Below are 11,687 nucleotides of genomic sequence, written 5' to 3'. Positions count from 1 at the left end.
TGTGATCTGTATGAAAGGTGGCGGCCTTCAAGTTCGGATCGACATCATGCACATCAACGTCCGGCCACAGCGTCTTCTATGGTTGCAATATCAATCTTGGTCATTTTCATCATCGCCTCAAACGCACGCTTGGCGACGGCAGGATCTTTGCTGGTGACCGCATCGACCAACACCCGTGGCGAGATCTGCCACGACAACCCCCACTTGTCCTTGCACCAGCCGCAGGCGCTTGCCTGCCCACCATTGTTGACGATGGCATTCCACAAGCGATCGGTTTCTTCCTGGTCATCCGTAGACACCTGAAAGGAAAACGCCTCACTGTGCTTGAACATCTGGCCGCCATTCAGGCCGACGCAGGGGATACCCAGCACGGTGAATTCCACGGTCAACACTTCGCCCTGCTTGCCGGCCGGGTAGTCGCCAGGCGCATGGTGAACGTTCCCCACTTTACTGTCGGGAAAGGTGTTGGCGTAGAAGGTCGCCGCCTCCAGGGCATCGTTGTTGTACCAGAGGCAGATCGTATTTTTGTTGTTCATCGCAAGGCTCCTCGGGTTGGAAGGTGCGTGAAGTCTAGACGATAACCGCGGGCGTTCCGCCCCGTTCAGAACCGCTCATCCAGGATCGCCGGCAAGGTAATTTCCTTGACGAAACTGGCCGGCGACAAGTTCAGCGTCATGCGCACCACTTGCACCACGTCATGCACCGGAATCGACTGGCCTTCACCGCGTTGCGCCGCCACTGCGAGCGGTGTGCTCAACGGGTCTTCGGTGTTCAGGTAGCCCAGGTTCAGGCAGGTCACGCCCAGGCGCTGATGCCGATAGCCTTCACGCAAGGCATCGGCAATCCCGCGCAGCGCAAACTTGGAGGCACCGAAGGCCACCTCCGGGCGGCCACTTTGCGGCAGGCCGGAGGTCGAGCCAGTCAGGATGATCCGTGGGTTGGCGCTGTCGAGCAGCACCGGCAGCAGGCGTTTGATCAGCAACAAGGTAGCGGTGATGTTGCACGTGACAATGGCTTCGAGCTGCTCATCACTGTCGGCCAAAAAGTTGTACGCCGGGTCGAAGGCAAATTCTTCCCAGATACCCAGGTTGTAGATCAAGGTATCCAGCCCACTCTCGGCCACCGAGGCTTCAATGGCCTGGGCAGCTTTGGCGGGTTCGGCCAGGTTGGCTTCGATCCAACGCACCTGCACATCAGCCTTGTGGTTGAGCTGTTCTGGACGGCTGCGGGATACACCGATCAGCGTATCCCCGGGTTCGCCCAACCCCTCGATCAGCGCCTTGCCCAGGCCTTTGCTGGCGCCCACTACCATGGTTTTCATTACGCGTCTCCTTGACTGAAGGGCGTAGTTATAAGGCAGTTGGGTGGGGCTTTCCAGCCTGCTGTTCAGGCTTGCACGGCTTCCCGGCAAGTGCGTAAACCCGCACGCCGCGAGCGCCAGGCCAAACCCAGCACCATCAGCAAGCCCAGGCCCGCCATGATTGCACCGGCCAGGGAAATGGCCGGGTAGCCCAGACCGGCGTTGATCACCGCGCCACCCAGCGCCGCACCAATCGCATTGCCAAAATTGAACGCGCCGATGTTCATCGCCGACGCCAGGTTAGGCGCATCCTTGGCGGCCTCCATCACACGCATCTGCAACGGCGGTACCAGCGCAAAACTGGCGGCACCCCATAGCAGGATCGACACGGCGGCAGGCAGCGGCCATTGCATCAGTACCGAGAAGGCCAGCAGCACGGCAATCAACACCACCAGCGAGGTGATCAAGGTACGGTCCACCGAGCGGTCGGCCGACTTGCCGCCCCACACGTTGCCCAGGGTCAGCCCGATCCCGAACAGCACAAGCATCCCGGTGACGAAGTTGGTCGAGGCGTGGGTGACGTTGCGCAGAATCGGCGCGATGTAAGTGAACACCGTGAACATCGCACTGGAGCCCACCACGGTCAGCGCAAGCGCGGCCAGCACCGGCCCGCGGCCCAATACGCGGATTTCCGCCATCAGGCTGCCACCTTTAGGCGCGGGTGCATTCGGCAACGCCCACCACAGCGCCGCCATCACCACCGCACCGAGGCCGCTGATCCCCCAGAACGCCGTGCGCCAACCAAAGTTCTCGCCAAACCAGGTCGCCAGCGGCACGCCGCCGATGGTCGCCAAGGTCAGCCCGAGAAACATCGCCGCGACCGCTCCCGCGCGTTTCTCCGGCGCTACCACGCTGGCTGCCACAATCGAACCAATGCCGAAAAACGCCCCGTGGTTCAGCGACGTCACCAGCCTTGCGATCATCAAGGTCTGGTAGTTGGTGGCCAGCGCCGACAATAAATTGCCCAGGGTAAAAATCGCCATCAGCCCGATCAGCAAATAACGACGCGGCACTCTCGCCGTGGCGAGGGTCATGATCGGCGCGCCGATCAGCACGCCCATGGCATAGGCACTCACCAGCAGCCCGGCGGCTGGAATGGATACGCCAAGATCGGCGGCAATACCGGGCAACATGCCCATGGGCGCAAACTCCGTGACCCCGATGCCGAAGGCACCGATGGACAAGGCTACAAGGGGTGGATTGATACGCATGGTTGACTCCTCATCTGTGTGCCGAATGCTACAATCCAGCCTTTTCAAGCAGTAGCCCTTGCTCGGGAACTACAGCTTTGCGCAGGAGGCACAAATGGACATCGGCGGTCGGTCAGGAGAGATGGAAGTGTTCGCCATGGTTGCCGAGCACGACAGCCTGTCGGGCGCGGCGCGAGCCCTGGGGCTGACACCCTCGTCCATCAGCCGCATCATCACTCGCACCGAAAAGCGCATCGGCACCCGACTGCTGCTGCGCACCACCCGCGCCATCACCTTCACCGCCGAAGGCGAAGCCTACCTGCGCGGCGCCCGGCGCATCCTCGCAGACATGGCCGAAGTCGAAGACGCCATCACCGACCAAGGCACCCCACGCGGCCGCCTGCGAGTCAGCGCCGCCCTGGCCCATGGCCGCATGACCATCGTCCCGCTGATCGCCGCCTTCAGCGCCCGCTATCCGGCCATCGTCGTCGACCTGATGCTCGGCGATGAGGTGGTGGACATCCTCGGCGGCCAGGCCGACGTCGCCATCCGCTTCGGCCCCCTCGCCGACAGCCCGCTGACCGCCCGGCATATCGGCTCCACCGGGCAAGTTATCGTCGCCTCACCGGAGTACCTGGCAAGGCATGGCACCCCGGTAACGCCGCAGGATCTACTCCAGCACAACTGCCTGCGCTTCAACTTCCGCCGAGCGGCGCCGGATTGGCCGTTCAGGGCGGATGGGCGGGAGTTTTCGTTGAAGGTGGCGGGGACGATTGAGGGCAACAGTGGCGAGGCATTGGCACAGTTGGCAAAGCTGGGGGCAGGAATTGCGCGGATTGGGGCGTTTAGTGTGGTGGAGGAGGTGAAGCGGGGGGAGTTAGTGGTGTTGCTGGAGGACTTTAACCCGGGGGATGTGGAGCCGATTCATGCGGTGTTTGTGGGGGGAGGGGCGATGCCGGCGCGGGTTAGGGCGTTTGTGGATTTTTTGGTGGAGCGGCATGGGGGTTGAGGAGGTGCGGGTTTAGGTCTGGATTTGTTGGGAGGGGGGGATCGGCGGATTTCGGCCAATAGCTGCCTGTCGGAACCGGCTGAAATAGCCCCAGAGCGGTCATCTCCGCGTTCCAGTATTATCATGCCGATCTTCGGACTGTTTATTGGTAGGTTGATCCATGGCCAGAAGCGTTAGGCTTCAAAAAAAACTGCATACACGGCATCTGATGGAGACAGCTGAAGAGGTGGTACTTGATGACAGCCTTGTTGGAAAGCTATGGGCGCTCAATCAAGGTGACAGATTTGAGTTGAATTCAGCTTCTCTCAGTTCTGCAGCCGTTCAAAAGTACCGCTTGGAATACGTGATAACGAGAGGCCCTGTTCCTGGGCACTGGCTGTACACAAAATTTGACCCCGAGGAACTTGTATTATTTTTTACGGCAAAAGACTTTGACGGCATTTGCCATGGCTGGACTCTGTTTGACGAGTGACAACCTCAGCTTTAGCTCTCTGAGAGGCAACTCTGGGTCGATTGTAGCCGGTCGCAAAAGACCGGAACTGGCCGTTTACGGCCCGTGAGAAATAACCAGTTTCTCCTCCACGCGCTGGCCTGCCTTGCTCCAGCGCACGGAGCCCTTTCTAGCTAACCGCTGTAGAGTGCGCTTCTACCTCCGAAGCCTGCTCCCGCAATCGACGCGCGATAACATCCATCAGATCACACCCATCCCGCAACGGTATCGCCAGTAGTTGAGCAAAATCCGAAAGCACCACGCAGTCAGCCTCCACTTCACCCCGAAAAGCGATGTTTTCCAATACTTGAGTCACGGTGCGAATGCGATAGTCAGCCATCGCTTGCAGCACATCGAGCGGTGCTTGCGAGTCAATGAGCAGGGACGTTGGAACCCGATCGATTCCAGTAAGAGGGATATATCTTTCCATTTTTGAAACTCCGATAAATGCAATGATTTACCGATAATCAGGTCGCCAAACCTGATCGCCACATGGGCGACCGGGAAACTATCAGCGTCGTTGCAGCCGACGAACAACGCAAAGGTTGTAACCGGCACGGATGGACTGAAGCTCGAACGCCGCTCACCCCACATTCTCGCTGCAGTCTGCCCCCGACTAGCCTCATTCCCTTCTTGATATTTCCCCACACCATCACGCTTTTTAAGCTTGCTGAAACGTTTCATCGAGTTTATAAAACCCTCACAACTCCAATAAAGGCCACCGCTATGACCCCGCTAAAACTCCTCGTTGCCCTAAGCACACTCTCCGTCACCTCCCACGCCATGGCCTGGGATTACGTGCTCCTCGACAACGACAAAGCCGCCCAGAACTGGCAGATCACCAGCCAGCAGCTCGGCGTACAAACCGCCAAGCCCTTCAGCGTTACCCTGCGCACCTTGCACGGTGGTCGGCAGGAGGGGGTGAGCATCGTTGATATCGATAACGGCACGATGAAGCTTTCGGTGGTGCCGACTCGCGGTATGAACGTGTTGCAGGCTTCGGTCGGCGATGTGCGCATGGGTTGGGATTCGCCGGTCAAGGAAGTGGTCAATCCGTCGTTCATCGAGCTCAATGGCCGCGGTGGGTTGGGCTGGCTGGAAGGTTTCAACGAGCTGGTCACCCGCTGCGGCTACGAGTGGGTCGGCCACCCTGGCATGGACAACGGCGAACTGCTGACCCTGCACGGGCGGGCCGCCAATATTCCTGCGAATAAAGTCACGCTGCATATCGATGAAAAACCACCGTATGCCATCACCCTGCGCGGCGAGCTGAAAGAGCAGGCGTTCAAGAAGGTCGACTTCTCTGTCGCGACCGAACTGGTCACTCAACCCGGCAGTGTGGTGTTTGCCCTCAATGACACCCTGACCAACAACGGCGACTATCCGAAGGAATACCAGGCGCTGTATCACAGTAACTTCAGCACCCCGTTCCTGGAGCAGGGCGCGCGGTTTGTCGCGCCGGTGAAGCAGGTGTCGCCGTTCAACGACAAGGCCAAGGGCGAATTGGCCGACTGGCAAACCTATCGCGCACCGACCAAAGACTATGACGAAACAGTCTACAACGTGGTGCCGTATGCCGATGCCAAGGGCGATACCTTGACCGTGCTGCATAACAAGGCCGGCAGCCTGGGCGTTTCGGTTGGCTTCAATACGCAGACACTGCCGGTGTTTTCCCTCTGGAAAAACACCGACACCCAAGGCCAGGGCTATGTCACGGGGCTGGAGCCAGGGACGAGTTTTTCCTACAACCGTCGTTATCAGCGGCCACTGAATCTGGTGCCGACAATCGGGCCGAAGGAACACAAGCAGTTCCGCATCAGCTACAGCCTGTTGGCGGACAAGGCCGCTGTTGATAAGGCTTTGAAGCAGGTCAGCGAAATTCAGGATGGGCGTGAGACTGAGGTGCGGCAGACGCCGTTGGTTGATTTGACCAAGGAATGACGCCGCCTGGAGCATCATTGCGATGTTATTGATGTTGAGCACCCACGCTTATGCGGGGTGCGGCAACATTAACGACGGAGTGAAGCCGTCAGCCGACGATCAATCTGGCGTTGTCCGGCCAATCGAACGTCCAATGCTCGCAAGAAATATCCGGGTGTCCCGATTGGACCGCAGATGAACCACACGGCAGGCGGGTGGGGCAGCCTCCACGAGTTGTTGCATCTTTACTCGTGCTGACTCTTTGGTCTGCCACATGAATCTAAAAAACTCCGGCAGGTTCGCCAGTCGTTCGGGGCAGTTCTCCGGCAAGTCAGGCCGAGTCTGACCGCGTTTGAGCAGCGTCCTGAGCAATACGCGCCAGAATCGGAGCGTCGCCGAACGGTCAATCCATATCAACAGATCTGCGCGGGCCAGCCGGTTGTCCCAAGTGGTTGAATGGCCTCCTTCGAATATCCAGCGTTCACGGGCCTCGACCTCAAGGCAAAGCTGGGTCTTCGCGTCGCGGCTGCGTTCGATCCACCCTGGCTGCCAGTGGATAGTGTCGATATGAACGACCGGCAAACCCGTGCACTGACCAAGCTTGCGCGCCAAGGTGCTTTTGCCTGACCCAGGTTGACCCACAATCATCACCCGTCGCATCTAAGCTCCTTCTCGCTGTGCGCGCTGAATTTTTGGGGTGGCGATTCTAGGTCAATGCCTGTCTGCGTCAACGTGCTCACGCAAACCCAAGAGCGCCACCTTTTATCCAGGCACCCCGTGCCAACGTTGGCGGCCTTCGCGAGCAAGCTCGCTCCTACAGTGGTTGGGTTACGCCCTGCGCGCCGTTAACAACACTGCCGCCGCCGCTGACAACAGCCCCGCGCAGCAACGATTGAAGATGCGCTTGCCCCTTGGCTCGGCAAACCAGCGGCGCATATGCAGGCCCATGTAGGCGTAGGCGCTGATGGCGATCCATTCCAGGGCCAGGAACATCGCGCCCAGCAGGGCGAACTGTGCGGTGATGGGTTGGCCAGGTACCACGAACTGCGGCAGGAAAGCGGTGAAGATCAGGATGGCTTTCGGGTTGCCCGCCGCCACCAGAAACTCCTGCCGTGCCAGGGCCCATAAGCCGACCTGGTGAGCGGCTGTTTGTGACTCTGTCTGTGGTTGCGCACGCCATAGCTGGTACGCCAGATAAAACAGGTACGCCGCGCCAAGTATCTTGATCCCGTAAAACAACAACTCCGACGTTTGCAGCACCACCGCCAACCCGGCGGAGGCGAGGGCGATCATGCCGGCAAAGGCCAGCAACCGACCGAGACCTGCGAGGCAGGAGGTACGGTAGCCGTAACGGGTGGCGTTGCTTACCGACAGCAGGTTGTTGGGGCCAGGCGCCATGTTCAGGGCGAAGCAGGCAGGCAAGAAGAGGGCGAGGGTGGCGAGGTCCATGGCGGCTCCGGGTTTGGTCGGACGAGAGCGTTGAGGATAGGGGCAGTCGGCAGTGACAGCAATGAGGCTGGCAGTGCATCTGCGTGCCGGAGCGCAAGATCTTTATTTCATCCCCGGCGTAACTGATTTTGTCATAGGCCCGTAGGCACACTGCGAAGACAAGATTCAGTGCACGATGGAAGGAGCCCGCATGATTCGCAGAGCATTATCCACCGACGCAAACGCCATTGCCCAAGTGCATATCAGCAGTTGGCAAGAGGCGTATCGCGACCTGATGCCCACCGACTACTTGAACGGGTTGCAAGCCACCCTGGCTTAGCGCGAAGCCTATTGGTGTCGCTCGATAACAGCGGGCGAACCGGAAGTATGGGTCGCAGAGGTGGACCAGCAGATTGTCGGGTGGATAGCCGTTGGCGCCAGCCGTGACGAAGAGGCCGCCGGGGCAAATGCAGGGGAGGTTATGGCCATCTATGTTCTGACCAGGTATTGGCAAACGGGCGTCGGGCTGGCGCTGTGGAACGCGGGCTTGCAGGCGTTGGTTCAGCAGGGGTATGACTGCCTGACGCTTTGGGTCCTGGCCCGCAATGAACGGGCCATGCGCTTTTATCGCAGGGTCGGTTGTGTCGAGGACGCAGGCAGCGAACTCAAGATTGAGAGGGGCGGCGTCACACTGGTGGAGGTGCGGTACAGGTTGTCCTTTACCTGAGTTTTTGTTCCAAACAACCGATCAACCAGTTGCCGGCCTCGCTCCAGCCCTTGCGTCGTCAACCAAATCGACTTGTTCTTGTTGACCGGGTTCAGAATATAACCATGCCGGTCAGTTAAACGTAGATCTCCTGTGGGAGCGGGCTTGCTCGCGAAAGCGGTGGGTCAGTCAACACCAATGTTTGCTGGGCCGACGTCTTCGCGGGCAAGCCCGCTCCCACATTTGATCTGCGCTGCTTTGAGCATTTCGTTCGCTTAACTGACTGGTATTAGGGCTTGCCCTTTCCCATCGGTTCAGGGTCGCGCCGAAGCTGTGTTGATACCTAGGCTATCGAATTGAGGGGAAGCCGCACATGAAACACCGTGCCGTGTTCGGTATCAGAGCTGACCTCAATCGATCCGCCATGGGAAGCGACGATTTCCGAGGCGATGAACAGGCCCAGGCCCAAGCCCTCTGTGGGGCCGTGATTGACGGCAGTACGCTGAGAGAAGCGGCCCATGGGGTTGAAGATGAACGGCAGCACATCCTCAGGTATCGCCTCTCCACTGTTGTGCACGGAAAATACCGCGAAATCTTCCTGTAACTCCAACTCGACCTGGATAGGCCGCGTGGTGTCGCCATGCTGCACGGCGTTGCTGACGATGTTCGAGAACACCTGCTCCATTCGGGCGCCGTCGAACTGGCCCGACGCCTGGGTCTTCGAATCGAACAGGATGATCGCTTCAGGATGAAACGTGCGGATTTCCTCTACGACACGCTGGCAAAGCGGTGAGAGATCTATATCGGCCGTTCTGACCGGAATGCCCGGCCCCATCTGGCAGCGGGTCAGGTCGAGCAAGTCGCCGACGATCTTGCTCGCTCGACGCACACTGGTGTAGATCTGGTTGGCCACTTTGTTCGCCTTGGGGCCTGCATCCTGGGAGCGCCGCAGCACGTCGGCACCCAGCAGGATCGCGCCGAGCGGCGTGCGCAGGTCGTGGCCGAGGATGCCCAGAAACACGTTGCGCGATGCCTCGACCGCGCGTGAATAGCTGGCGATGGACTCGGCGAGGGCCTGGTCAATGGCCTCGTGGAAACGGGTCATGTCGTCAACGTTGATCGGCGTGCCGTCCTTGATCTGGCGCATCCACTGGCTGACCACACTGGTGCGCAGGGCGCGGTATTCCGACACCATCTGATCGATGGTGAAGCCGGCCATCAACCGCGTGATGGCGTGGATTTCTGCCGCGGTCTCCTGCTCCTCCGCGGGGGCCAGGCCCTGGGCCTTGGCGATTTGCTCTTGGCGGGTCTGTTTGGTTCGCAGGTCGCTGACGATGGCTCGCAACATCTGCTCGGCATGGTCGCGCAGCGCCACGCTGTCGAGGTCCTCGCCCGGGGTGTCGAGGGTTCTGGCGAAATCTTCCCAGGCTTGCAGAATCGGTTCGAGGTGCTCAAGGATGAAATCGGCCAGGCGCATGTCTGTAATCCTGAAGGGTAGGGCACAAGAGCGAGGCTGCGCAGATGCAGGGAAATTCCCGGCAGTGTAGGAGGTTGTTCGCAGCTTTAAAAGCGCGGCCGGGGGTAGCGATAGCATTGATCCACTCTGCGTGCCGACAGAGTTCATCCCGCTGACGCTAAAACCCGAGTGTCAGCGACCTCAGCTTGCGCTCTACAATGCTGTCAAAATGGCTTGCCAGTTGCTCACAGCGCTCGGATGTCAGCCCCTTGCAGCAGGTTATTCCCAGAACAAACCCTTGGGCTTTGGCCCCCCCTTTTACTGCAAGAATCATCGACCCCGCGAGTTCGATCTCGCGAAGGAGTCTGTCAGCCTGTCGCTTTATGGGGCCGGGCAAATCGTTGAAGGCTTCTTTCATGGCTGTCTCCGCAGCATTCATTACACACACACACACGCACACACAAGGCATCTGAGGCGCTATCGGTCTCTTGAAAGCATCGACCGAAAGACGGTGCAGGAGTTTCGCTGTGTGCGAGCGGAAGGCGATGATGTGCAGCGAAAAGCCTCACGGGGAGCGTACCGGCGCATTCAAGGATGAAACCTGCGCCCCAATGCATCCAGGCGCACTGCAATCGGCGGCAGGCGTTCGCTGCTGCGGGCCAGGGTTTCCACATCGTCGGCAGTGCTTTGGGCGATGCTCTGCACCGACTGCAAGCGCTCGACGATCTCCAGGTTGGCCGAGGTCTGCTCGCGGGTGGTCGCGACGATGCGGCCATTAAGTTGATCGATATGCGCAATGTCCTCGCCGACCGCCCGGAGCATCTGCACCGCCAATTGGCTGTCTTGCACGCAACGCTCCACGCCTTCGCGGCTGGCGTGCATGGCTTCGACGGCCTCGCGGCTGCCATGCTGCAGGCCCTCGATGATGGTTTTGATTTCCTGGGTGGAGAGGGCGGTGCGCTGTGCCAGGCTGCGCACTTCGTCGGCGACCACGGCAAACCCGCGGCCTTGCTCGCCGGCGCGGGCGGCTTCGATGGCCGCGTTGAGGGCCAGCAGGTTGGTCTGGTTGGCGATGCTGCTGATCACTTCCAGCACCGAGCCGATTTGCTCGGCCTGCACGGCCAACGATTGCACGGTGGATTCAGTGCCGTTGATGCGTGAGGCCAACTGGCTGATTTCAAGCTGAGCGCGGCCGACGCTCTCCTGGCCGCGAACAATTTGCTGACTGGCTTGGCCGGCGTGTTCCACGGCTTGTTCGACTTGCACCGTAATGTGGCCCATGGCGTCTTCCATGCGCTGCATCGAACCGTTCATTTCGCCGATCTGCACCAGTTGATGCCGCGCACCTTTTTCCAGGGTGCCACTGGCGCAGGCCAGTTCCTGGCCGAGTTGCCCCAGGCCGTGGGAGTCGCGGGCGACACCGTCGATCAGGTGAGTCAGTTGTTGCAGGAAGTGGTCGAAGCGCTTGGCCAGGGACACGCGCACCTTGTCTTCATCGTGCGCGCTTTGCTCGGTGAACTGTGAAGTTACAGCGAGCATCTTCTCAAGCATTTCCTGGCTTTCGACAGCTTCCGCCTGGCTGTGGACCGCCAGGTACAACAGGGCCACGGTTTCCATCACCACATAGAAGGCGTGGACGAAGATCATCGTCCAGCCGCCGTGATGCTCCATCACAAACACCGGCAAACCCTGGTGCTGCAGCGCATGGAACACCAGGTGGTGCACGGCGATGGTCAGCGCCGCCACCAGGATCGGCAGCCAGTCACGGTAGAAGGTCAACACCGCCAACAGCGCGAAAATGCCGAAGTGGGATTCGATCACCCCGTGTGCCTGATTGATGTGCAACGCCGCCATCACCATCAAGCCGGCGCCCAGTGCGCAACGCATCACGCGGGTGCCGCCGATGACACGGTAGAGAGCCGTCAGCACCATGCCGGTGCCGCCACCGACGATCAGCGCCTGGAGCAAGGTGTCATGCCAGAACGCCAACCCCAGGGAGAACAGGAACATCAGCCAGATCAATGCCAGCATAATGCGGTCGGCCTTGCGATAGTGCTCCTGGAAGCGTGTGCGAAGGGGCATTCACGGTTACTCCATGTAGTGATGCCAGCAACCAAGCATGTGGCGT

13 protein-coding genes and 1 pseudogene are annotated in these 11,687 nt (G+C 59.8%); 4 read left to right on the top strand and 10 right to left on the bottom strand.

From position 1 onward, the window contains the following. Nucleotides 1–53: 53 nt before the first annotated feature. The 3 genes from LJX92_RS13985 to LJX92_RS13975 all read right to left on the bottom strand — a co-directional run bounded on the left by LJX92_RS13985 (nucleotide 54) and on the right by LJX92_RS13975 (nucleotide 2,571). Nucleotides 54–536 carry a VOC family protein gene (locus LJX92_RS13985; RefSeq protein WP_032880904.1) on the bottom strand — a complete coding sequence of 161 codons (483 nt, stop codon included), beginning with the start codon at nucleotides 534–536 and terminating at the stop codon, nucleotides 54–56. A gap of 65 nt (nucleotides 537–601) precedes the next feature. Then, entirely contained in the window at nucleotides 602–1,321 is a 720-nt protein-coding gene (locus LJX92_RS13980) for an SDR family NAD(P)-dependent oxidoreductase (protein ID WP_228308424.1), read from the bottom strand. Between the two features lie 65 nt (nucleotides 1,322–1,386). Further along, nucleotides 1,387–2,571 (bottom strand): MFS transporter, encoded by a 1,185-nt coding sequence (locus LJX92_RS13975; RefSeq protein ID WP_078821260.1) that lies wholly within the window; start codon nucleotides 2,569–2,571, stop codon nucleotides 1,387–1,389. A 94-nt stretch (nucleotides 2,572–2,665) separates the two neighbouring features. Between LJX92_RS13975 and LJX92_RS13970 the strand changes: the two genes are divergently transcribed. Beyond that, the gene (locus LJX92_RS13970; RefSeq protein WP_228308423.1) at nucleotides 2,666–3,559 is read left to right on the top strand and encodes a LysR family transcriptional regulator; all 894 of its coding nucleotides are present in this window, start codon (nucleotides 2,666–2,668) and stop codon (nucleotides 3,557–3,559) included. A gap of 160 nt (nucleotides 3,560–3,719) precedes the next feature. Further along, the gene (locus tag LJX92_RS13965) at nucleotides 3,720–4,031 is read left to right on the top strand and encodes a hypothetical protein (RefSeq protein ID WP_103735028.1); all 312 of its coding nucleotides are present in this window, start codon (nucleotides 3,720–3,722) and stop codon (nucleotides 4,029–4,031) included. Between the two features lie 148 nt (nucleotides 4,032–4,179). Here LJX92_RS13965 and LJX92_RS13960 read toward each other — a convergent pair whose 3' ends face one another. Next, nucleotides 4,180–4,479, bottom strand: coding sequence for a hypothetical protein (locus LJX92_RS13960; RefSeq protein ID WP_228308422.1), 300 nt, complete (start codon nucleotides 4,477–4,479; stop codon nucleotides 4,180–4,182). A 296-nt stretch (nucleotides 4,480–4,775) separates the two neighbouring features. Here LJX92_RS13960 and LJX92_RS13955 point away from each other — a divergent pair, with 296 nt between their 5' ends. After that, nucleotides 4,776–5,990, top strand: coding sequence for an aldose 1-epimerase family protein (locus LJX92_RS13955; RefSeq protein ID WP_228308421.1), 1,215 nt, complete (start codon nucleotides 4,776–4,778; stop codon nucleotides 5,988–5,990). A gap of 99 nt (nucleotides 5,991–6,089) precedes the next feature. Here the strand turns inward: LJX92_RS13955 and LJX92_RS13950 are convergent, their stop codons facing one another. Then, nucleotides 6,090–6,629 carry an AAA family ATPase gene (locus tag LJX92_RS13950; RefSeq protein WP_078821267.1) on the bottom strand — a complete coding sequence of 180 codons (540 nt, stop codon included), beginning with the start codon at nucleotides 6,627–6,629 and terminating at the stop codon, nucleotides 6,090–6,092. Between the two features lie 168 nt (nucleotides 6,630–6,797). Continuing rightward, nucleotides 6,798–7,418 carry a LysE family translocator gene (locus tag LJX92_RS13945; RefSeq protein ID WP_032880916.1) on the bottom strand — a complete coding sequence of 207 codons (621 nt, stop codon included), beginning with the start codon at nucleotides 7,416–7,418 and terminating at the stop codon, nucleotides 6,798–6,800. A 190-nt stretch (nucleotides 7,419–7,608) separates the two neighbouring features. Here LJX92_RS13945 and LJX92_RS13940 point away from each other — a divergent pair. Next, nucleotides 7,609–8,112 (top strand): annotated as a pseudogene (locus tag LJX92_RS13940) (GNAT family N-acetyltransferase); the annotation flags it as partial. Here LJX92_RS13940 and LJX92_RS27125 read toward each other — a convergent pair. The 4 genes from LJX92_RS27125 to LJX92_RS27015 form a co-directional block, all read right to left on the bottom strand. Then, entirely contained in the window at nucleotides 8,022–8,219 is a 198-nt protein-coding gene (locus tag LJX92_RS27125; RefSeq protein ID WP_416309144.1) for a hypothetical protein, read from the bottom strand. The pseudogene LJX92_RS13940 and the gene LJX92_RS27125 sit on opposite strands and share 91 nt — an antisense overlap. Before the next feature lie 227 nt (nucleotides 8,220–8,446). Beyond that, nucleotides 8,447–9,580, bottom strand: a complete 1,134-nt coding sequence (locus tag LJX92_RS13935) for a sensor histidine kinase (RefSeq protein WP_032880919.1) — start codon at nucleotides 9,578–9,580, stop codon at nucleotides 8,447–8,449. A gap of 157 nt (nucleotides 9,581–9,737) precedes the next feature. Continuing rightward, nucleotides 9,738–9,977: a hypothetical protein gene (locus tag LJX92_RS13930; protein WP_032880922.1), complete on the bottom strand. Its 240-nt coding sequence runs from the start codon at nucleotides 9,975–9,977 to the stop codon at nucleotides 9,738–9,740. 170 nt (nucleotides 9,978–10,147) lie between these two features. Next, nucleotides 10,148–11,641 carry a methyl-accepting chemotaxis protein gene (locus tag LJX92_RS27015; RefSeq protein WP_228308420.1) on the bottom strand — a complete coding sequence of 498 codons (1,494 nt, stop codon included), beginning with the start codon at nucleotides 11,639–11,641 and terminating at the stop codon, nucleotides 10,148–10,150. Nucleotides 11,642–11,687 lie beyond the last annotated feature (46 nt).

It is taken from the genome of Pseudomonas sp. HN8-3 (assembly GCF_020790195.1).
Taxonomy (GTDB): Bacteria; Pseudomonadota; Gammaproteobacteria; order Pseudomonadales; family Pseudomonadaceae; genus Aquipseudomonas; species Aquipseudomonas synxantha_A.
The sequence above is the reverse complement of the archived record's forward strand: the minus strand, read 5'-3'. Positions and strand labels throughout refer to the sequence as shown.